This window comes from Paenibacillus aceris (genome assembly GCF_017874035.1).
GTDB lineage: Bacteria > Bacillota > Bacilli > Paenibacillales > NBRC-103111 > Paenibacillus_E > Paenibacillus_E aceris.
Genome location: NZ_JAGGKV010000014.1, coordinates 24,574 through 46,166 on the forward strand (window position 1 = coordinate 24,574; position 21,593 = coordinate 46,166).

Genomic DNA, 21,593 nt, shown 5'->3' on the forward strand with positions numbered 1-21,593 from the left:
TTTGTGTGAAATTACAACAGCCCGAACGCCAGAAAAGAGAACGGGCTGAGCGGTAAGAGGCGCTAACGGCGAGGCTCATACCAGGCTAACACTGTACTCCAGTTACTCCATCCATAATAAGGAATGCCTATATCCAAATTGTTGATAGCTATTTCCGCATTGCTTCCATCCGGATTCGAGATCAACACATCCGCATGCTTCCCATCCGATCGGATCCACGTCAGTTTATTATTTTTTCTAAGCATATACGGTCCGAAGTCTCCGCTTTTTTCTGGCGGATTGGTGAGCTGCTTTAGCTCTTTGTTTGAAATGGTCACCTGATATAAAGCTGGAAGCGGCCACACGGTATCGTCACTCGTTTCCTTCGATCTTGAAACAATAATCATCCGATCATTTTCCCATGTAAAATCCCGATCAGCGAATCCTTGAGGCGTAAAGGAAGCAGGCTTCATAGCAGGAAGATCCTTAAGCTTCAAATGTTTATTCTGAACGGCCATTCGGCCTTCTCCTTCAATATAAGCAAGTCTGGGCTTCGCAGGCGCCCAACCAAACCACTGCGGGTAATGGAGCATGTTATCCAATTGTTGAAACTGATTGCCGTCCGAGGACAGCACGCATAGTACATTCCCATCTGCAGATAAAGATGCCGTTGGATTCGCGGTAAATGAGATCCACTTCTTATCGCTCGACCATTTGAATATACTTGTGCCAACTGCAAAAAAGCCTGGTGACTCCGAAGGAAGCGTATAAAAATGTTTGATTTTACGTTTGTCCATATTAGCGTCTGCCGGTACCATAAACAACTCGACGTTTGTCCAACCGGATGGACGCAGCTGGGCGGGTGAAGAAACTAGAAAGCCGCTGCCATCAGGAAGCCAGGAGTAGTTATCAACTCCCAAAGCAACATTCTTAAAGGGTTCGACTTTATCACGGCTGATCTTCGAAATATTTAAAACGCCATCGATTTTAAAAGCAAGATAGTTCTTATTGGGAGACCACCAGAAATTGTCGCCGCCAGGATAAACCCGGTAATGTTTCTTCATCTCCATACTGTATACCCAAATCTCATGCTGTTGTTCGCCAAAAGAGTACGCGATGAATTTTCCGTCAAATGACCATTTGGGGTCGCTAACCTTTTGATTTTCAGTTAATCGCGTCTCTTGATCGTCTTTTCTAATCCATAAATCATCCCCGCGAACAAAGGCCGCTTGTAAGGATTGCTTCGGTTCTGCAAACCCGACACTACTCAATAAAACTGACATCATGAAACTCATCACAATGATTTTTGTTTTCACCTATGAACCCCCTGCATTCAGCGTTATAAACGTATTTTTTGCATTGTCATCCAATTTATTCCGGAAAGGTATGATCTAAAAAACCCTCAACAACTCACTCTGACCTTAGGTCGAAGGAGAAATTAAGGGTTTTATTTATAAATACCGTATTTTATAAGAAGCTTGTAATACAAGTATACCAAACTATAAGCAAGGCTGTAGGACAGAAATGTCCAACCAATATTCCAGTGATTACTGTATTCTACCTTCCCGAAAATGAATGCCAAGTATTCCAAGGCAGTCGTAATCAAGCAGAAGCAAGCTATTTTCAAAAAAATATGTCGATGATTTGTTCGAATCCAATAAATCATATAACAGGCCATGACGGGATAGAGTCCAATATCAAGTGGAAGTGCTGAAAGCGTCTCATCATTCTCAATCAATGGTGTAAAATCCCAAAAATTCAAGTGATATCCCGTATCGTTAATTAAGCTAGAAATTGTTACTGTAATCGGAAAAATAATCACAATAAGAACTCTCGATTTTCTATACAGATAAATCCCAAAAATCCAAGGGATCAAGAATCCTGCAATAATATTAAAAAACATGGTCTCACCTCTTTGTTCGTAGACACATTATTATTCCCCATTTTTGCCCAAAATATGATATGTACCGCACATCCGTCACACGGAATAAAAAACCTAGCATAAGCAGGGAATTGGATATGGGACTCCAACCGTTTCTTGAAGCCCATCGTCATGCTTCATACGCTTATCCAAACATGGATGCCTCGCCATAAATAAGGGAACTCTGAACAACTTGAACCGATTGCAAATCAAATTTCGGTATCCTATACTTCATGTTAAAGGCTGAGCTTTTCTCCCAAGTCCCTTGCATTCATTCATCGTTTACCGGAGGGAAAACGCAATATGCTTGAAGTTTTTTTTGCTGAAATCGAAAGGAAATGTGGTGAATAAGATGCCGTCATTTAGAGAAATGACCATACAGGATTATGAACAATCCCTTTTACTTTGGACTCAAATTGAAGGTCTTGTGCTAAGCGATGCAGATTCTAAACCAAATATTGAAAGCTATCTGCATAGAAATAAGGGATTCTGCTTCGTTTGCGAAAAGGACGACAAGATCATTGGAACTATTTTGGCGGGGCACGATGGCAGAAGAGGGTTTATTTATCATCTGGCCGTGAATCCAAATTATCGGAAACAAAGGATTGGGCATCGGCTTGTAGAAATGAGCCTAAGTCAACTAAGAGAAATCGGCATGGAGAAGTGCCACATCTTTGTACTTGAAAATAATGACGTCGGTCATTCTTTCTGGACGGCCGCAGGGTGGGAAAAAAGAAACGGGTTTTTCGTGTATTCGAAAACACCTTAGAGCACAGAAAAAGGCTGCTGAGACCAATGGGTCCAGCAACCTTTTTTTCATATTTTTTTACATTATTTTTCCAACTGTCAGAACATTTCCCCAAACTGTGCGTCTATGTTACTGATATGATTTTAGAGAAACTAGGTGATACGCATGGAAACAACCGTCAAAAAATGGCCGAGATTCATGGTTTTCATGATCTTTTTTTTGCTGCCGATTTGGCCTATGCATGTTTCAGCAAGCACGTCCGTCAAGGCATCGCTCCCCTCGTTTCCCGTCACCATTAACGGGCAGGAGATGGACTACATGCACAGCAAGTACCCGTTTTTTGTTTATAAGGACATTACATATTTACCTTTGACATGGAACAACCTGCAGACGCTCGGCATCGAATTTGATTGGAGCGAGGAGAATGGGCTTCTTATTTGGCCTAATCGTAACTTCCCGCCGCCGATCCACGATACTCCGCCTGAGCAGGATCTAACGGCCAAGCGTAATTCCGCTACATATGCCGTACATCTTTCCGATGAACCAATCACGATAAATAACACGATTATTAATAATCGTACGGAACCGTATCCTTTCCTAACCTACCAAGATGTTACTTACATGCCCTTAACATGGCGGTTTGTTCATGATCTTCTTCATCTCGATATCCGTTGGAGTGAGACGCAAGGGCTAGCTCTCGTCGGTGGCCAGTCTATTATCGGACCCATGATCGGAGATGATGATCGTTCCTTATATTTCTACTCCATGCTGCCAAATCCGGATAAGTCTCTTATCCAAATGGATAAGAACTCCTATCGAATAGAGTGGAAAAACAGAGAAGAACAAGAGAAGATGGTCAGGACCTTATCGGCTTCGGCTCATCCGTATGGCGGTAAACCGGCCGCAGTGCAGCGCAAAGACAGGGATCTATATTATGGGGATGTGAAAATATATACACTGACAGACTCCGATGTTTGGGAATCGAATACCTGGGGAGCCCCGGTCCATTCTTACACAGAATTCAAAGCCGGTGATCAAGGCGTTATTATCAGCATTAATCTAACGCTGCAAATAGCCGCGATTGGTCCGAACTACGGGAGCACCTATACGGTTTTAGTACAGGACGGAAAAGCAACCATGCTGCAAGATTTCAATCAAAAGCTGGATCGGGTTATTCCTAATCCTGACGGTACCGTATGGATCGCCTCCGCCAGGCTGCCCGGTCGTAATGGATATATTGGTGGAAGCGCGCGTCTAGGATTACTGGACCAGAATGGTCATGTTGAGATGGTGAATGACAAGATGAACGAATCGGATGTTTTGGCTCTTGGTATTACCAATCCCTCCCTCCCCAATCCAGCTGCTGAAGATGGCAGCCTAAATATCGTGCTTCTCGGCCATAGTAAAGGAGACTTCTCCGAAAAAGATAGTGCAGGTATCTATACCCTGGATACGAAACTGCAAGTCAAACGTCTTTCAGAGCAGTTAGCCGGGGAGTATTATTTGGATAAGAACAGAAATATTTATATCCAACATGCGAATAATACGATTGAAAATTGGTCCACCGGCGAGTTGCGAACTTGGTTTGACTACGAGCTAGCAGCTATGAACGCAACAGATTAGTCTACCAAATACATGAGGGCTTCGATGAATTCGAGGTCCTCATTTTAATCCCACAAACTCCAGAACGCCTAATGGTTGCGCCAAGTTCAGTTTTTTACAAAATAATCCGATGATTTCACCCCATTCTAAAGGCAACTCAATTACCGACTTATTACAGCAAAATAGCGCCAATCGATCGCTTACCGTTCACAGCAAATTCGGGACCCTTCTTTTGAACAGACTATGAATGAGGGGGGCTGAAAAGGAACTATGATCCGCTATTCCCCCTAGAAGCTGCCATTTCCCCATTGAAGGGGGACTACGTTCCGCTATTTTGCAGGTATTGGCCAATTCCAAGCCATTCTAGAGCAAATAAGACCCTGTAGTTCCACCTAATCGGGATGCCCCCCCCCTTAAGGGTCAAATAACGTCCCAGAGTTCCCTTTCAATAAAGGGAAACAACGAAAGCGAACCTATTCCCCCCTCCTTGCTTACTCGCGTCCTACGAAGCTATCGCTTGCACTTCGCCAACGAGCGCCGCGAAAAGCGCAATCGCCTTCGTGATACCTGAACGTTCAGCGCTCAAGCAGGCGAATCCTTCCTGCACGCGCTTTTCAAAATCAGCCGGGGCTGCTCCAAAACGATTGCACTGTGCGACAGCTCCTTTCTCGTTCAGCAAATACTCCCCATTACAAGCAAACAGTACTTGAACCAAGCAGCTGACGGTTCGAAACAGATGCCCCGCCGCATAAGAAACATCATTACGCCCTAAGGCTTTCCTGGCATTGGCAAGCGAGAATTCCGCTTCCCATTGAAATTTCGCGATTGTTGCCTCCCTTAACGTCTCCGGATACGGAATTGTCCTCTCCTTCATCTCGGCGACGAGTCCGTCCGGATCCCAGAGCACCCGGCAGCGCGCGACTTCCCCTATATAAATCGAAGTGCAGAAGCCATGCGGATGACCGGGTTGGTAATGGATATCGATCCGCCCCTGCCTGCAATCATCGATCACGCTTGCTACTTTCGCGGCATCCCGAAACAACACATCTAAGGGAAAGCCACCGGCTTTCAGCCAGCCGCCCCCATTGATCCACGGCCCCCATTCGCCTAAAGGCGTGATGAGACCGCTGCGATGCTTGTCATCCATGGCCTCTGCTGCCTTTTCAAGCGCCGAAATGTTGATCGGCTGCTCTGGTCGGTAATAAACGCCGATGTCAATATCAGACTCCGCTGTTTCTGTACCGCAGGCTCGTGAACCTCCTAAAACAATGGCCGCGACTCCTTCCACTTTTTGCAGTTGCCCCACAACCGACTGAATCACATCATTCGCTTCCATTTATGGTTTCGCCTCCAAAGGAAAGGCGGCCCAGCTCCTTGTTGGACCATCAGACCGCATACGTTCATATTAAAACTTTACAATAAGGGTCTTTTGCGGTTCAAGAATCAACTTTTCTTTAAATAAAAGTTTACCCTCTGAGCTCTCAAAGGAAATAAGATCACCGCCAAGCATGACTCTTTGAACGCCTCGGCCTGTCAACAATCCGCTTCCAAAGCTGGATAGCGCCAGTTTCCCCATCTTGACTTCCAGCTCCAGCTGCCCGTCCGAGCAGCGGAACTCGCCCCAGCCGTCATTCAAGCTCCAAAAGCTGCAGAAGTCGTCTTCCTGCCATTTCGGGCTAAAGCCGATATGTCCCTGAACCATATCGTACTCGAAGCCGCTCAGCGCCAGCAGCAATCCGAAGGAAGCCATGGAACGTGCGTAATTGCTGCCGCATTCGAATTCATTCCACGGGTTGCGGCGTTCGCCGTCATAACGTTCGCGAATAGACTTCACGACACGCAGACCCTCCGTCACATATCCCTCATAAATCATATGGCAAGCAGCCTGATATTCGAAGCCATTCATGCATTCTTCCGCATAGGGAACAGGCACAATCGGAGAGTTCGCGTCTGGCCAAGAGCAGATCACGAGGCCGGACTCGTCATTTAACCCATAAATGCGGCAAGCATTCGGGTGGTTGCCTAAATGTCCAATGTAATTGTACTCATAAATGGATTGGACCGCGCGCTTGACCTTTTCAGAATCAAGCACATATCCGAGGCCTGCCAGATGAGCAAACCACTGGCCGAGCACTTGATCAATGCCGCAGCCTTCACCGATTTGATATTTATGCTCGCCAGCCTCTTCATTCCAGTACACAGCTTCCGCACCATATTTTTCGAGAATAGACCTGTCTTTGAGATCTACCATTTGATGGAAATAACGGCCATTGAACAAATGCTCATTCGTCCATGCCGCTCCTTTGAGTCGGATCTCATCGTACTCCGCCGCTTTCTCCGGCTCGCCCAAGGCATTCGCCATCTCTGCCGCTGCCTTCAAAGCCGTCAAATACATGCTCGTCAGCCAAGAGTTCGGGCCAAACAATTCCATGTCTAGCGTATGGTGCTGCCGCCCTTCCATAACGCCGTCCTTGTCGGCATCCCATTGGTCTTCGTTGGTTGGTTCCCAGGCGAATTCAAGCGACTTGCGAATGTTAGGCCAGAGGGATCGCAGCCACTGTGTATCGCCGGACACTTTCCATTCACGATATGACTTGATAATCCCGCCCATTTGACCATCTGCAGCGGCTCTGAACTTGTTATCGCGAGTTGTTCTCTCGGCCGGCAGCATAAGGCGAAACGCCATTTTTCCATTTTCAAACTGGGCATAGGTGTAATCGATCTTTCGCATCGAGCGCGCCAGCGCCGGGAACAAGAAAGCCGTAGCCTGTTCGTAATTCCATACGTGCGTACAAGAACCTTCACAAGAGCCCTCATTGGTATGCACGCCCTCAAAGCCGTATAAGGTCCCATCGGTCAAACGCAGTACGGTTGGAGATTTTAGTATCGAAATGTTTCCGCTGATCGCATCAAGAACGGTATCAGGCAGCGTAGATGCAAAAAGCGTATCCTTAAACAATCGTGACTCCGCATGTAAGCGATCATAATGCGTCATGACATAATTCGCTGTATCGGTCGAATCCCGGAAGAGCGTCGAATAATAATTTTTCCATGAAGGCAATTGATCACTGCCTGGATTCCAGAAGTTCACATAATTCGGAAAACTCCAAGTAAGGATGAACCTGAACGTTGCTTTACCGCCTGGAGGCACTGTACGATGCCCGCTCAGCAGACCGACATCCTGGTGCTTTTCATGAACCCTCCTCGGATCCAACTCGCTTGATGTTTCATATTTCCGCTCCTGAAAGCGGCCTGGTCGCTGGAAATCTTTCCAGAATACGGTCAAGTTGTCGAACCAGCTCCCGCGGAACCAATACGACTGATAACTAACGTCATCATGATCGGCAAGCAGCGTCAAATCACCGAAATCAGCTTCATCCTCTTTATAATGAACGGAGGACATTCGAATTGCTCTTCGTCCGCCTACCTCGATGGCTTCATTAACCCCACCCTTGCGAATCGGATTCGTCAAATTACCTACCACACTTAGCGCTAGTTCATCCGCAGAACGGTTCGTCACTTCATATTCAAAAATAGCGCAGGGGATCGATGAGTCCCGATCGTTCAGCGGTATAAAGGGATTGAAGGCCTTCAATTTGACATGAATGGGATCGTCGCTATCATCAAACGTCATTTCGGCGAACGGAAATTCACCACGAAACGATGTATTCGTAAAATGCGGGAATCCAGCCATATTCTCCCGTCTGGGACCATAGCCGTAGCCTTCAAATTTCCCCTTTCCTTCGCCGGTATACGGTGTTTGCAAATCCCCGTTCAGCACTTTGGTCAGGATCACCTCGCCTTGCCGTTCCGCTTTTACCGCAAAAAAGGAGAAACCGTTAAAGCTCAGCTTATTCGGCCGATTAAAAATTTCCCAATCGATGAGCCGCCCGTTGCCGGCCAGACCGATGCTGCCCGTACCTATGCCGCCGAGCGGAAACGAGATCTGACTCGTTTTGGCACCTGAATACACAAAATTTTTGTCCATAGCAAACTGCTCATTTAACCGATTGTTGCTCATAAGATGATTGCCTCCTTAAAATCCTCATGATATAGACATAGTCCTTTGTGCTTAATTACATTTTAAGTCCGCCTGCCGTAATGCCATCCAGCAAATACTTTTGTCCGAATATGTAAAAAAGCAGCGGCACGACGAGCGACAACGTCACCCCAGCCAAAATGGCCGAAAGGTTCGCGGTCCCAAACGCTCCGGTTAATGCGGTCATACCGATCGGCAGCGTCATTTTCTCAAACGAATTCAGAAAAATAAGCGGCCGGAAAAAATCGTTCCAATTCCCAATAAAGCTAATGACTGAAGTGACGGCTACCGCCGGATACGACATCGGAAGGATGACTTTGAGGAACACCCATATTCGACTGGCACCATCCATATAAGCGGCTTCATCATACGTACTGGATATCGACATCATCGTCTGCCGAATCATGAAAATACCGAACGGGTTAATCAGTCCCGGCAAAATAAGCGCTAAATGCGTATCGACGAGGCCTAGCTTCGACATGAGAATGAACTGAGGGATAATGGTCACTTGTCCCGGAATCATAAGACCGGAAAGAAAAACGAGAAAAAGGGCGTTGCGTCCCGGAAAGGCGATACGAGAAAAGGCAAAAGCCGCCATGCTCGAAATAAATATGTGACCCAGCACGATGATTAAGCAAATTTTCAAGCTGTTCGATATAAAATCAAAAAAAGGTACCTTCGCAAACACCTCTGCATAGTTGCCGATATGCCACGCTGTCGGAAAAATAGCAGGCGGCAGCGTGAATGAATCTTTCGGCAATCGCAGCGAGGTGGAGAATATCCAAAGGAAGGGGGTCAGCATGAGAAAGGATAACAGCAGCAGTGCGCCATCCAAAAGAATGCGTCCCGGCTTGAGTCCCCGCATGGCGCCCATTTTAGTCCCAGTCCCTGCGGCCTGCAGATTGGAAGCCTCCATATGTATCAACTCCTCTTTTAATCCCGATCGTAATTGACCCATTTATTACTGATGGAAAATTGAAAGACCGTAACACACAGAATGATCAAGAACAAACTGAGCGAGAGCGTAGATGCATATCCCATTTCATGATGCTGGAACGCCACTTCATAAATATACATATTCACTGAACGGGAAGCGTCCCCAGGTCCGCCCGATGTGATCAAATACGGTTCATCAAAGATTTGCGTCGCACCAATCAGCGTAGTCACCAAGACAAAGAAAATGGTTGGAGAAAGCATTGGCAAAGTGATGGAGAAAAAGCGCTGCGTCTTGTTCGCGCCATCGATTTCGGCAGCTTCATACAAAGCGGCTGGAATACTTTGAAGTCCAATTAAGTAATAAAGAAAGGCATTGCCGATAAATTTCCAAAAGCTATAGATCGCTACAGCTACGTAAACCCACTGGGGAGATTGCATCCAAGCAATCGGACTTACGCCAAATTTGCCTAACATGTAATTCAGAATGCCGAAATCTTTGCTGAAGATGAACTGCCAAGCAACCGCAACAGCTGCAGAAGTCGCTAACACGGGAAAGTAAAAAATGGTGCGGTACAAATATTTCCACCCTTTGGCAATATTCCGGTTTACGGCTAATGCAATCAAAAGACCGAATATCGCGTGCATGGGCGTTAATATCAATACATATTTGAGCGTATTTCCATAGGTTAGCCATAAACGATCATCCGAAAACAAATGTTTGATATTGTCAAAGCCGATCCATTTGGCTGGCGTAATGACGTTGTATTTAGTGAAGCTTAAATAAAGAGTTGCTACAACCGGCTCACCGATAAACAGCACAAAAAACAACAGAGCTGGCGCCAGAAATAACAGTCCGACAATAGTATTAGACATCTTACGATAGGTTCCCACTCTTGACTCCTCCCATGAACCGTGGAGCCGGGCGATCCGAGCGGATCGCCGGCGGACTGCCAACGATTCGGCGTCATTTTTTCAGGATAGCGTCGATTTCTTGTTTGGCCTTTTTCATCGCTGTCGCCGCATCAGACTGATTAGCCAAAATTTCCGATACATGGCGATCAAATACGCCTTGAATTTCGCCGTATTGCATCGGAGCCTCTACCGCTTTGGCAATATCGGCGCTGTCTGCGTATACCTTCCAGTTTTGAGCCGGTGTTTTTGGCAGTACTTCGTTCATAACGGAGATCCGAGTAGGAATCGAAGTGTTGGAGAGCGTTGTTTTTTGTGAATAGACGCCACTGAGGAAAGCTGAAAGCTTATAGGCGGCTTCCGGATATTTGGTCGATTTGAGTACAGGGAACGCTCCGGAACCGAAAATAACTTTGTTCGTCTTGAACGTCGGCAAGAACTGCACATCAATGTTCGTGAATTTATTTTTATCATACGTGCCAAATGGCCATTTACCTGCTGAAATCATACCGACCTGACCATTGATTAGCATCTGGATTTGATCATCCTTCGGCCCTGGCACCGGTGCAACTTTATATTTATAAATGAGATCCTGGAAAAATTGCATCATTTCGATGGCATTCGGATCGTCTAATTTACTTGTTGTCATTTCGTCATTCAGAATACTGGCATTATTGTTAAACAACCAGGCGGAAGCGCCGAAATAATAATTCGGAATCGCAAATCCGTATGTCTTTTTGCCGTCCTTTTCGGTGGTTAGCTTCTGAGCGTACTGGAGGAAATCATCTTTTGTCCAGCCTTTATTAGGCAGAGACAATCCAGCTTGCTTGAGCATATCTGTGTTAAAGTGCATCACGACGTTGTTCCAGTCCCATACGAAGCCGTATGTTTTTTTGTCAATGACAAATGGCGACTGAAGCTTTGGATGCAAATCGCTGTAATTTTCCAATGCAGCCGGATCTGATTTCATGTAGGTATCCAACGGGAGAAGCAAATCTTGTTTGGCAAACATCTGAATGCCTTCGATCGCAACGCGAATGACGTCAGGCGATTTGCCGCCGGCAATCATCGTCTGGATTTTATTGAAATAATCAGCCCAACCGCTGCTCACCACTTCAACCCTCTTGACGGTAATATCCGGATTTTGCTTATTAAATTCAGCTAAAATATTGGATAATTGCTCATCGGATGCTTCATTTTTGCTCCAAACTAACGTTAATTCGGCTTTGCCTGATTTCGATGAGGTTGTTGTACTTTCTGAACTGCATGCGACTAACGACCACCCGAGTGCAAAAATCAATAAAGAGACCCAAACCTTTTTCATACAGGGCACCATCCTTAACAGATTGTGGCGCCGCGCTCCCGGAATGGCAAGACCGGTGCGGCCTGATGTCTTTCTAAGCTGTGAAACGCGGTTGGATACACATCTCCGTGCACGTGAACGGAAATGACGAAAAAAATTTCACATTAAGTTAACTGTGCCGTTAGGGGCGTCCCCCGCTTTGGCTCTTCCTGCATTGGAGCTCCGCTCACTTGCATCGTGCACGTGAACGAACTCATCTTAACAAATTCATTTTGTTTTGTAAACGCTTTATTTGAAAAATCGTTCCAAGTGCCTACCACCACTCTCCCCTTATCGTTCACGAGCACGGGTATTGACCTTCACGCCCGGTTAAGCTACGATTAGACCACCAGAGCCTTTTATGGAGGTCCCTTCCTATGAACGTAACCAGCAAACAAATCGCCGAATTGTGCGGCGTTACCCGGGGAACGGTAGATCGCGCGTTGAACAACCGTCCCGGCATTCATCCCGAAACTCGCGAGAAGATTATGCGCGTTGCCGAAGAGCTCGGTTACCGCCCACATTTTCTGGCACAGAGCCTTGTAAAAGGACACACGAAAACACTTGGCATCGTTTTGTTCGATATTCATAACCAAATTTTTTCCCAACTCTTCCATGCCTTTGAGGCAGAAGCTCGGAAACGGGGTTATATCGTTTATCTTGTGCTTTCCAATCGTGACAAGGAGCTTGAACTCGAATATATTAACAACTTGTTAGATCGCAGAGTCGATGGAATTGCACTGCTTCCAGCCAATGACAACAAAAAGTTCGAGTCTTTCCTCCTTCGCTCGCGAACACCGATTGTTACGTTCGGCAACCGGCTATCCGGTCCGTTTCCATACATTTGGATTAACGACAAGCAAGCGATTTGTGATTCTGTTGCCTTTCTTGCAAACCAAGGCTACCGCCATTTAATCTATCTTAGTCCGCCGCTCATGCGCAAAGGGAAAGAAAACATTTATGTACCCGAACAAAGATATCAAGGTTTTATTAGCGCGTGCGACGAGATCCCGGACATGCAGTATAACGTCATCGCACAGAAGCATTATTTGTCAGAATTAGAGTTATTGTTGGATAAAATTGACGACAGTAAATGCGCCATCCTGTGCTCCAGCGATGTGTATGCTTTGGAAGTCCTGAAATGGCTAAAAGCCCGTAAAATCCGCGTGCCTGAGCAAGTCGGACTCATGGGATTCGACAACATTGATTTTCTCAAATATATTAATCCGGCACTAACGACCGTCGATTACAATGTGAACGAAATCGGTACGAAGCTCGCTGATTTGTTAATCCGCCGCATTAACGCTGACGAGGTTCCTGCTGAGACACTGATTGCTCATCATGTGCTGCAGGGGGAGTCGGTGACGCCATGAACACCCATGAATCAACCACAGTCAACATCCCCCGTTCGCTCAAGAAACCCATGGCAGAGCTGCCCACGGGCTTCGATTCGATTATGTTCAGCTTCTAATGCTGCGGACAGCCTCTGGGCCAAGGCGGTCCTGTAGCTGCTGCAAATATAGGCTGCGCGGAGCTACATGCGTTCCAAAGCTTTCCCAGAAGGCCTCCTGCCTTGGTCTGGGATCATAAGGGTTAGGCAGCAGTGCCCTACCTTTGTTCCCCACATGCCCGATGGCATAGTTTTGCGCTGTCGGCGGCTGCTGGGAGACGAGCTCATTCGTCGTGTTCCAGGTGACGTAGTTGGCACCGGACCATCCATGCCCGCTGCCTAACCAAGCCCGATCCTGAATGTGAATACGACCATTTACGTTGTCATACAAACAGCCAACCGACCATCTGTGATGCGGTTCGCTGGTATTATAATCCTGTTGGGATTCACAATCGATAAATACATTCGGACCTGCAACCCGTGAATCCACTGTAAAAGCATGTCTCGCGGTTGTGGATTTACAGCGCTGGACCAACGTTAACTCTCCTACTAAATGAAACGAATAACGGCGTCCACCGGTGATGATGCTTACAAAATCATACACAGCACAATCCTGAATGGTCGTCCATTTGGTATCGCGTTCAACTTGCACGAGCGCATGCTGCAGATGAAAACCAACCAGATTCCGTACCCAGGCATGCTTAACGTGGTCCATGTAGACACAAGTAATGGCGTGATTTTCATCGGCCAAGTAAGGGATATCCCCCTCATTGCCGTCAATCCTCGTTTCCGTAATGGTTGGATCGAATGCCACATCTACCCGCAGATGTTCCACACCGATTTGCTCGATGCGTCCGGCATCCTTATATTTCACGATCGCTCCAGAACCCCATTGTTTTTCAATGGCATTGGCAATAGGAGCGTCGACAGTTATACAATTACCTTCTATATGCGTGATGACTCTATCGAACTCCAATTGAAACGGAGGCCATTGTATAGTCCCGCCTGCTACCGGTCTCTGGCGGATCGCATCCATGCCAATGGCATGAATCCATCGTTCATTCCCGTTTCGGAACACCTTCACGGTATCTCCCGGACGGAAGCAGGAAGCATCTTCGACATGTAGGCGGCGTGAGCCTGATGGAACGTAAAGATCTGTTATAGACCTTAACGTGTTAGACAACAACTCCGGCGTCTGCGTCCCTCTTATTTCAATTAAATTCCTCTTCGTTGTGCCAGTCGCATGCAGGATAGTGCCGTCCTCGCCGGCGCCTCCCCCCCGTAATACGACTCCGTTCGTACAAATTCGAAGCTGCCCGCTGATCAGATAAACGCCCTTCTTCAAGAAAACAGCCCCTCGGAAGCCATCTGGAGAAGGCAGCAAAGCCGAGACCGTATCAATGGCCCGTTGGATATGGTCCGTATTGTCACCCTCAACAGGTTCAACGCTGATGACCGTTGGTACATCCGGCAAAGAGACACCGCCCCCTCCATAACCGCTATTCGAAAAATCGATAACTCGATTTCCTTTGAAATCCGGTACGTAGGAAAGCTTGCCGGTTTCATTCAAATAAACGATTTGGCTCTGGCCCTCCTTAATAGCTTCAGGTCCAGGAACCGTAAAATAAAACGTGTCATAGTATACAACGCTTCCCTTCATTTGCAGCTCCACATGCATTTGATAATGCGCAGGTTGCTCCGCATAGCCCGGAAACGTTAGTGCGCATTCCATCTGCGGCTCGATTCCCTGTTCCGGCAGTTCGAAGATGATCTCGCCCGATGAATCGTCGAGCAAGGATGCTTTCACTGTCATGCGCTCATTTGCCAGAACGTGCAAGACTGGATATTCGCTCCCTAACGACAGAAGAGCAGGTTGGCCGATTTCCATAACCAGGGAAGAATGTGTGAGCCATAAATCTGCTATTTGTTCAGCCGGATCGCAAACGTCGATAAAGAAGCTGTTCTCTTGCGACACCCCATGCAGGTTAACAACGCATTTGACTTGAGCTATGCCTGGGTTAAGCGCATATAGCGTGTACGTTTCATCCATCGCGGCAATATTCGGATTCGTTGAGGAAATCGCAACATCAGCATGGGTCAGATCAGCCTCTGTACCGTCTGTCATGATGCCTTTTACTGACAGTTTCGTGCTGCCTCCCCTTAATAGCGGCAATGTATCATCCTGATCAAAAGAATGCCGGGAAGCATCCGTTACATATACTCTACTCAACAGAGGTCCCAATGGAATCGACGGCATCTCGTAAATAGCGAAATCGATCAGTTGAAAATCGCGATCGGGATCGAAAAGCTCGATCTCAAGCTTGACATATCTCGCTATAACTCGAGGAAATATGGCGACACTTGTATTACGGACTCCTCCTTGGGACGTTGCTTTCCGATAGGCCTCTTGCCAAATGAGATTGTCATCCGAATAGGCGATGTTGTAACCGCTTATGAAACCGGAAGCAAATTTCAAACATACTTGGTTGAACGAAACGACTCCTTCCAGATCAACCGTTATCCAAACCTTGTTGTTTTCTTTCCGGTCCAAACTTAATGGCTGCCAAAAAGTGCCCGCTTCTCCATCCACGGCGTGGCCTCCCTTGGCATTCGGGCTCTCTGAACTGTTATATACGGGTCGATTTAAGGCTAGATTCACATTCATACCGTTCTTTTATCCTCCTACTGTCACTTGATCATCCCTTGATTTTACTACCTATGTGTTTTTCCATCATTGTCTGAACTTACACTGCTATGTCTTTTTTTACGATAGGCGATGGGACCAGAAGCTAGCGAAGTCTGCCAACATCTCTCCAACCTTTCGCAATGAGGGAACTACAAGGCGCTATTTCAGCAAAATCAGCCGTTTTCCCTACCCTAACGGAACTACAGGGACTTATTTCCCATCAGATCGCATTATGCTGACTAAAATCACCACAATAGCGGACCATCGTTTCCCCTTATCCGTCAAATATCCAAAAGCTAGATAAATAACGCCCCCTAGTTCCTCTGTTTCGAGTGCCGGCGTTAAGGTGCTTCGCAATGAAACAGCAAATGGCGTGACAAGACTCGTCCTTTCCTCAGACACAGGGATAGTTTCTGATGGGCCTATTGTGAAAATCCATGTAGAATCCCAAGGAAGCGATCCGTCTGCCGCCTAAAATCAGCCATGATTGCCGATTCATTGGCAAAAGAAACGATGCCAAACTTTACAAGCGCTGAAAAACAAGAAAGTGATGTCATCCCTGTTACAGGCGTTGAAGTAACGAACGCAAATCTGATGATTTGGGAAGGTCAAACGACCGAGCTTGGCGCGAAGGTCCTCCCTGCCACGGCCAGCAATACAAACGTGACATGGACCACGAGTGATCCAACCGTCGCAGCTATTAAGCAAGTTGGTGATAAAGTCGTTGTTACAGGCATCAAGTCAGGAACAGCAACAATAGATGCGAGCTTCAGGCCAGACGAAACAATCAGTCGTGCGGAGATGGTGACCCTCTTAAGCCGCATCGTAAACATGCGCGCGATACAAAAAGAAAGCAACTCTCATTTCGCTGATATCGGCAGCTCTTATGCCGAGGAACAAATTAAAGAGGCAGCAAAAGCTGGAATTATTACCGGATCAGGCGATGGCAACTTCTATCCGGATCGGCCTTCTACTCGTGCTGAAGCTCTTACTGTCATCATGAATATACTAAATCTCAATCCCGAAATGAAACGATTGTTGAACAGCTTGGAGTAAACGACCGAACCTGACACAATCCTTCTAAAAAACGGAAAACGGCTGCTCTGGTTATTCACACAGAGGCAGCCGTTTTTATTTAAGTCCCGTATGCATGAAGCTCTCTACAAATTGACGCTGAAAGACGAAAAAGGCCAGCAGCAGCGGCATAACGACCAGAAGTGTTGCAGCAGTCACTATCCCCCACTGCGCCCCGGTTTCCGATGTTTGGGCGAAAATAGCCAGCCCAACCGTAAGGGAGCGGTTTTCCACCGAGTTCGTCACGATAAGCGGCCACATGAAGTTGCTCCAATGCGTGCTGATCGAGATGAGAGCAAACGCAACGTAAGTCGGCTTGGCTGAGGGGAAATACACATGCCATAAGGTGCGCCACCATTGGCATCCATCCACCTTCGACGCTTCATCCAGTTCAATCGGAATTTGCTTAAATGTCTGGCGCAGCAAGAAAACACCGAATGACGATGCCCAGAACGGCAGCATGACCGCTAATTTGGTATCGACTAAACCAAGCTGCTTGATAATGGTATAGTTTGGGAAAATAAGAACTTCTGCAGGTATCATAATTTGCACGAGAAACAAAATAAAAACAAGGCTCTGACCGATAAACCGCAAGCGTGCAAATGCATAGGCAGCTAGCGTTGCCGTAATCAGCTGTACAACCAAAACTCCACCAACAATAATAATCGTATTGCTATAGTATCTCAGAAAGGGAACGGTCTCCCACGCATCAACGTAATTGCTGAACGTCGGACTGACGATCGCAAACGGGTTTATTCTGGTTATGACTTCGCTGGAAGGCGTAAAAGAAGTGAAAATGATCCACACCAAGGGAACTAGAAATATAAGTCCTAATACTACTACAACAGTCTGATGAATTGCTCTAGCCAACATAAGCCAGCTTCCCTCCTAGTAATGAACGCGCTTGTCCAGATAAGCATAGTTGAAAATAGAAATAGCCAGTAAAATAACTAGCAGCACAACAGTCAGTACGGATGCCCTGCCCATATCCCAGAAACTAAAAGCGGTCTCATAAATGTGGTAAAGGAGCAGATTACTAGCGTTGTCCGGGCCACCCTTCGTCATAATATACAAATGGTCGACCAGCTTGAAGGAGTTGGTTATGGCGATAATTAAGACAAATAAGGTAGTCGGCATCAGCAAGGGAAATGTAATTTTACGAAATACTTGCCAAGAGCCGGCACCTTCTATTTCAGCGGCTTCGTATACTTCCTTCGGCATATTTTGCAAGCCGGCCAAATAGAAAATCATGAAAAAACCGGCTTCCTTCCAAACCACCATGACAATCATCGAAAAAATGACCCAATGCGGGTCCCCCAACCAGTTGTGTACCGGCAATCCCAGAAAACCTAGAAACTTATCGAGTAAACCATAGTCAGGCGTATAAATGAACAACCAGATGTTAGCAATTGCAATCATCGGGATTATAGTCGGGTAGAAGAAGGCAGCTCGCAGGATACTTGTTCCCTTCAGCTTGTTATTCACCAAAACCGCCAAATAAATGGCCAGGATTAGGCTGGTCGGCACGGTGCCAGCAGAGAGGAGCAGATTATTTTTCATTACTTTTATAAATACCTCATCTTGCAGCACTTGCCCGTATTGCTCAAATCCTACAAACTTCTTGACGGAAAGCGTTGATTGAAAGAAGCTTAAATATACGGATTTTATCGTTGGATAAAAAGTAAAAAGACCAAGCAGCACAAGGGAAGGAAGAAGCAGCGCATAAGCGAAGGCATTTTCTTTCCAATTTATTTTTCTTCTTGTTTGCAGCGCAAGCTGTCTCAAGTTGATCCCCCCATATTGTGATAAAACTATCACGGCATCATAGCCGTGATAGTCTCTATAACTACTTTTCTCAGGCACCTGCGTTATTTGCGGAAATTTTTCAAAATCTCATCAGCCTGCTGCTGCGATTTATCCAGCGCTTCTTTCGCCGACATCTTGCCCAGCAATGCGGCTTGGATGTTGTCATTAAACAACTTGGTGACCTGCCCATTCTGGAACGTGGATAGTTCGCTGTCCGCATATTGAAGCTGGTCTCTGGCTACTGCTGCTTGCGGGAAATCTTTCACGTAATTTTTGAGCAGGTCGGTCTCATAAGCCGCTTTTGTAGTTCCCACATATCCGGTATCAATCGACCATTGTGCGACACGCTGCGGCTGCGTCAGGAATTGTATAAACTTAACGGCAGCTTGCTTCTTATCTTCGGAAATGCTTTTGAATACATACAAGTTGCCTCCGCCTGTTGGAGAGCCGTATTTCTTATTCGCTGGCAGGAACGATACCCCAAAGTCGAATTTGGCATCTGTTTTCACTTTTGTAAGGTTCCCTGTCGTATGATACATCATTGCCGTCTTCCCGCTAATGAAATCGGATGGCACGGTCGCCCATTCCAATGTGCCTTCCGGCATCACTTTATCTTTCAGACCCAGGTCCGTGTAGTACTGCAGCGCTTCTTGAACCTCAGGCTTGTTAAAATAAACATTTTTCCCGTCGTTTGAAACAATGTTCGTGCCTGTTTGAAGAGACAGTGCCTGCAGCATCCAATATTGGTAGCCTGTGCTTGGAATTTCAATTCCCCATTGCGAAGTTTTACCTGCACTGTCTTTCACCGTCAGTTTGCTCGCAGCTTCACGCATTTCAGTCCAGTTGGACGGCGCTTTATCCGGATTAAGTCCCGCTTTTTTAAACAAATCCTTGTTGTAGTAAAGAACGATCGTACTGCGTTGGAAAGGAACACTCCACACTGTATCTCCAGACTTCGTATTGCCCATGAAAGCTTCATAAAAGCCATTAAAATACTCTTTATTGAATCGAGGTGTCAGATCCTCAATCGCATTCATGGACAGCAAGCTGTACAAATCCGTTGAAAGCAGCACCGCTAAATCTGGCGAAGTCCCGCCTTGTACAGCCGTGACGACTTTGGTCATCGTATCTTGATAACTTCCTCCATAGACGGGTTTAACTGTAATCGTCGGATTCTCTTGGTGAAAGTCATTTGCCAGTTGATCGATTAATTTCGTAATGGGGCCGCCGACAGCCACCGGAAAATAAAACTGCAGCTCCACAGGTTTCGCATCCTGTTTAACGGTCGTTGCAGGCGTAGAAGCTGTGATGCTGGCTGGTGCAGCTTTCTGTGTGCTTTCGCCCTGGCCGCATGCCGTTGTGACAAGCGCTGCAGCAGCTAGTGTCAAAAATACTTTCCTCATTGTTCGTATCCTCCCAAGATTTCGTTTTATATGTATCCTCCGAATACCGGAGGTTCGTGCCTACCACTGCGCGTAGTTCCTAGATTCATCAATAATTTCGCTGAGTGTATCGAGCACATAGTCAGGCTCAATCCCGTGCAGCGTAACGTCTTTTCGAGAATCCGCTCCTGTCAGAACAAGGGCCGTATACATGCCGCTGGACTTGCCGAAGCGAATATCTGTCGTAACCCGGTCGCCTACCATCAAGCATGCTTCTGGCGCTATATTCAGCTTTTCCAATGCCTTTTTCGCGTAATAAACGGAAGGTTTGCCAATCACTTGATAAACCGGCTGCGAACTTGCTGTCTCCAGTGCTTTGACCAATGACCAGGTATCCGGTATCGCGCCATCCTCAAGCGGACAGAACGGATCGGGGTTAGCGGCAATCAGCCGGGCTCCGTTACGAAGGGCATTCATGCCAAGCGTTAATTTCTCATACGTAAAATGCTTATCGAGCCCGACTAGAACATGCGTAGCGCTTAATGGATCTTCCGTCGTTTCTACGTTGTATTGCTCCAGTTCATTCCTCATGGCTTGCTCACCAATCATGAACACTTTGGCCTCAGGTAGATACTCCTGAAAGTACATGCGAGAAACGCATAGCGCTGTTAAAATGTCCTCTTCCGAACAAGTAATTCCGAAGTGTGAAAGGCGCTCTCTTACGCCTTCACGCGTATGTGTTGTCGTATTCGTCACAAACAGGACGGACTTCCCTTCTTTACGCAGCTTGTCCAGTGTCGCTAGCACGCCTGGCAAGATTTGATGGCCGGCATACACCGTACCGTCCAAATCAAACAAGTATCCATCGAAAGCAAGAAGTCCTTTCTGTGCTTTTCCTTTTTCACTTTTCACGTGCTCTGACAACGTTCTCCCCCTTTTTCAACAAAAATAAAAACCCTTGTTCAAGCATGCAAAAACAAGCCTTATCGAAACATAGACCTACCTATATTCGAGCTTATTTTCGCACTTTGCTGAACAAGGGTTTTCTCCTATTCTCAACCCATCATCACTAGTTAGGTGCTGAATATTTAGTTATTACGGTAACTATACCTTCATTTTGTCACAGCCATATTAAAACTGTGTGTAGAGTTTGTAAATGGGTTTACCCACATAGAAGGATCGCCTGTCGAGATAAAATCAGCCCCGCTAGCCAGCGCTTCTATGATCTCTTGCTCATAGCGAATTAATCCACCGACGATTAACGGTTGTTTAATCGTTTGCTTGAGCTCGCGAATCACTCTTGGCATTAAGCCAGGCATCAGTTCAACTTCATCAGGCTGACTGCTTTTAATCATGCGAATCGCCGTTTGAATAGCAGCCGTATCGATCGCAAAAATACGTTGAATGCTTTTCAGACCCGCTTGTCTCGCAGCTGTAACCGCAGCCGATTTCGTTGTCAAAATACCGTCTGCACGAAATTGATCTGCTAAATAGCTGATGGCATAAGCATCTTTGCCAAGTCCAGAAACCATTTCCGTATGGACATAAACCTTTTTACCCGAATCATGTGCTTGTCGAATAATCGACTCCAAATTCCCAATATGCCCGGTCATTAAATTGATTCGATCCACGTTACTCTCCAGCATCTTCGGAATTTGTTCCTCTTTCGTGACTGAAGCGATAATAGGGAATGGGTTCATCTTGAGCACCTCCAAAAGAAACATACCTGCACCAAAATCGTAGCATGGGATTGTTTTCTGAGTATTAATCCAAACCATG

The 21,593-nt window shown here is 46.5% G+C and carries 17 protein-coding genes; 4 read left to right on the plus strand and 13 right to left on the minus strand.

What is annotated here, in order from left to right; translation table 11 throughout:
* Positions 1–62: 62 nt before the first annotated feature.
* Both J2Z65_RS22695 and J2Z65_RS22700 read right to left on the minus strand, forming a co-directional pair.
* The gene (locus tag J2Z65_RS22695) at positions 63–1,295 is read right to left on the minus strand and encodes a TolB family protein (protein WP_167052560.1); all 1,233 of its coding nucleotides are present in this window, start codon (positions 1,293–1,295) and stop codon (positions 63–65) included.
* A gap of 131 nt (positions 1,296–1,426) precedes the next feature.
* Positions 1,427–1,882, minus strand: coding sequence for a CBO0543 family protein (locus J2Z65_RS22700; protein ID WP_167052559.1), 456 nt, complete (start codon positions 1,880–1,882; stop codon positions 1,427–1,429).
* 370 nt (positions 1,883–2,252) lie between these two features.
* Between J2Z65_RS22700 and J2Z65_RS22705 the strand changes: the two genes are divergently transcribed.
* Both J2Z65_RS22705 and J2Z65_RS22710 read left to right on the plus strand, forming a co-directional pair.
* A complete protein-coding gene (locus tag J2Z65_RS22705; RefSeq protein ID WP_167052558.1) occupies positions 2,253–2,669 on the plus strand; it encodes a GNAT family N-acetyltransferase in 417 nt (138 codons plus the stop codon).
* Between the two features lie 144 nt (positions 2,670–2,813).
* Complete coding sequence (locus J2Z65_RS22710) at positions 2,814–4,271, plus strand: hypothetical protein (RefSeq protein ID WP_167052557.1); 1,458 nt, start codon at positions 2,814–2,816, stop codon at positions 4,269–4,271.
* A 481-nt stretch (positions 4,272–4,752) separates the two neighbouring features.
* Here the strand turns inward: J2Z65_RS22710 and J2Z65_RS22715 are convergent, their stop codons facing one another.
* The 5 genes from J2Z65_RS22715 to J2Z65_RS22735 all read right to left on the minus strand — a co-directional run bounded on the left by J2Z65_RS22715 (position 4,753) and on the right by J2Z65_RS22735 (position 11,458).
* A complete protein-coding gene (locus J2Z65_RS22715) occupies positions 4,753–5,586 on the minus strand; it encodes a nucleotidyltransferase domain-containing protein (protein ID WP_167052556.1) in 834 nt (277 codons plus the stop codon).
* A gap of 69 nt (positions 5,587–5,655) precedes the next feature.
* Positions 5,656–8,271: a GH116 family glycosyl-hydrolase gene (locus J2Z65_RS22720; RefSeq protein WP_167052555.1), complete on the minus strand. Its 2,616-nt coding sequence runs from the start codon at positions 8,269–8,271 to the stop codon at positions 5,656–5,658.
* A 55-nt stretch (positions 8,272–8,326) separates the two neighbouring features.
* Entirely contained in the window at positions 8,327–9,205 is an 879-nt protein-coding gene (locus J2Z65_RS22725) for a carbohydrate ABC transporter permease (RefSeq protein ID WP_167052554.1), read from the minus strand.
* A 17-nt stretch (positions 9,206–9,222) separates the two neighbouring features.
* The gene (locus J2Z65_RS22730) at positions 9,223–10,116 is read right to left on the minus strand and encodes an ABC transporter permease subunit (protein WP_167052553.1); all 894 of its coding nucleotides are present in this window, start codon (positions 10,114–10,116) and stop codon (positions 9,223–9,225) included.
* 73 nt (positions 10,117–10,189) lie between these two features.
* The gene (locus J2Z65_RS22735; RefSeq protein WP_167052552.1) at positions 10,190–11,458 is read right to left on the minus strand and encodes an ABC transporter substrate-binding protein; all 1,269 of its coding nucleotides are present in this window, start codon (positions 11,456–11,458) and stop codon (positions 10,190–10,192) included.
* Between the two features lie 395 nt (positions 11,459–11,853).
* Between J2Z65_RS22735 and J2Z65_RS22740 the strand changes: the two genes are divergently transcribed.
* Positions 11,854–12,849 carry a LacI family DNA-binding transcriptional regulator gene (locus J2Z65_RS22740; protein ID WP_167052551.1) on the plus strand — a complete coding sequence of 332 codons (996 nt, stop codon included), beginning with the start codon at positions 11,854–11,856 and terminating at the stop codon, positions 12,847–12,849.
* 87 nt (positions 12,850–12,936) lie between these two features.
* Here the strand turns inward: J2Z65_RS22740 and J2Z65_RS22745 are convergent, their stop codons facing one another.
* Complete coding sequence (locus J2Z65_RS22745) at positions 12,937–15,531, minus strand: discoidin domain-containing protein (protein ID WP_167052550.1); 2,595 nt, start codon at positions 15,529–15,531, stop codon at positions 12,937–12,939.
* A gap of 519 nt (positions 15,532–16,050) precedes the next feature.
* On the opposite strand from J2Z65_RS22745, the gene J2Z65_RS22750 reads away from it, so the two are divergent.
* Positions 16,051–16,608, plus strand: coding sequence for an S-layer homology domain-containing protein (locus J2Z65_RS22750; protein WP_167052549.1), 558 nt, complete (start codon positions 16,051–16,053; stop codon positions 16,606–16,608).
* Positions 16,609–16,683: 75 nt separating this feature from the next.
* Here the strand turns inward: J2Z65_RS22750 and J2Z65_RS22755 are convergent, their stop codons facing one another.
* The 5 genes from J2Z65_RS22755 to J2Z65_RS22775 all read right to left on the minus strand — a co-directional run bounded on the left by J2Z65_RS22755 (position 16,684) and on the right by J2Z65_RS22775 (position 21,514).
* Positions 16,684–17,499, minus strand: coding sequence for a carbohydrate ABC transporter permease (locus J2Z65_RS22755; protein WP_167052548.1), 816 nt, complete (start codon positions 17,497–17,499; stop codon positions 16,684–16,686).
* Between the two features lie 15 nt (positions 17,500–17,514).
* On the minus strand, positions 17,515–18,411 hold the full coding sequence (locus tag J2Z65_RS22760; protein ID WP_240159468.1) for a carbohydrate ABC transporter permease: 897 nt from the start codon (positions 18,409–18,411) through the stop codon (positions 17,515–17,517).
* A gap of 83 nt (positions 18,412–18,494) precedes the next feature.
* On the minus strand, positions 18,495–19,835 hold the full coding sequence (locus J2Z65_RS22765; RefSeq protein ID WP_167052547.1) for an ABC transporter substrate-binding protein: 1,341 nt from the start codon (positions 19,833–19,835) through the stop codon (positions 18,495–18,497).
* A gap of 60 nt (positions 19,836–19,895) precedes the next feature.
* Entirely contained in the window at positions 19,896–20,738 is an 843-nt protein-coding gene (locus tag J2Z65_RS22770; RefSeq protein ID WP_193580752.1) for an HAD-IIA family hydrolase, read from the minus strand.
* Positions 20,739–20,926: 188 nt separating this feature from the next.
* Positions 20,927–21,514: a glycerol-3-phosphate responsive antiterminator gene (locus J2Z65_RS22775; protein WP_167052546.1), complete on the minus strand. Its 588-nt coding sequence runs from the start codon at positions 21,512–21,514 to the stop codon at positions 20,927–20,929.
* Positions 21,515–21,593: the final 79 nt, after the last annotated feature.

Coding starts and splice junctions, on each gene's coding strand:
- J2Z65_RS22700 (WP_167052559.1), bottom strand. CDS start 1,882: ATGTTTTTTAATATTATTGCAGGATTCTTGATCCCTTGGATTTTTGGG.
- J2Z65_RS22705 (WP_167052558.1), top strand. CDS start 2,253: ATGCCGTCATTTAGAGAAATGACCATACAGGATTATGAACAATCCCTT.
- J2Z65_RS22710 (WP_167052557.1), top strand. CDS start 2,814: ATGGAAACAACCGTCAAAAAATGGCCGAGATTCATGGTTTTCATGATC.
- J2Z65_RS22715 (WP_167052556.1), bottom strand. CDS start 5,586: ATGGAAGCGAATGATGTGATTCAGTCGGTTGTGGGGCAACTGCAAAAA.
- J2Z65_RS22720 (WP_167052555.1), bottom strand. CDS start 8,271: ATGAGCAACAATCGGTTAAATGAGCAGTTTGCTATGGACAAAAATTTT.
- J2Z65_RS22725 (WP_167052554.1), bottom strand. CDS start 9,205: ATGGAGGCTTCCAATCTGCAGGCCGCAGGGACTGGGACTAAAATGGGC.
- J2Z65_RS22735 (WP_167052552.1), bottom strand. CDS start 11,458: ATGAAAAAGGTTTGGGTCTCTTTATTGATTTTTGCACTCGGGTGGTCG.
- J2Z65_RS22740 (WP_167052551.1), top strand. CDS start 11,854: ATGAACGTAACCAGCAAACAAATCGCCGAATTGTGCGGCGTTACCCGG.
- J2Z65_RS22745 (WP_167052550.1), bottom strand. CDS start 15,531: ATGAATGTGAATCTAGCCTTAAATCGACCCGTATATAACAGTTCAGAG.
- J2Z65_RS22755 (WP_167052548.1), bottom strand. CDS start 17,499: ATGTTGGCTAGAGCAATTCATCAGACTGTTGTAGTAGTATTAGGACTT.
- J2Z65_RS22765 (WP_167052547.1), bottom strand. CDS start 19,835: ATGAGGAAAGTATTTTTGACACTAGCTGCTGCAGCGCTTGTCACAACG.
- J2Z65_RS22775 (WP_167052546.1), bottom strand. CDS start 21,514: ATGAACCCATTCCCTATTATCGCTTCAGTCACGAAAGAGGAACAAATT.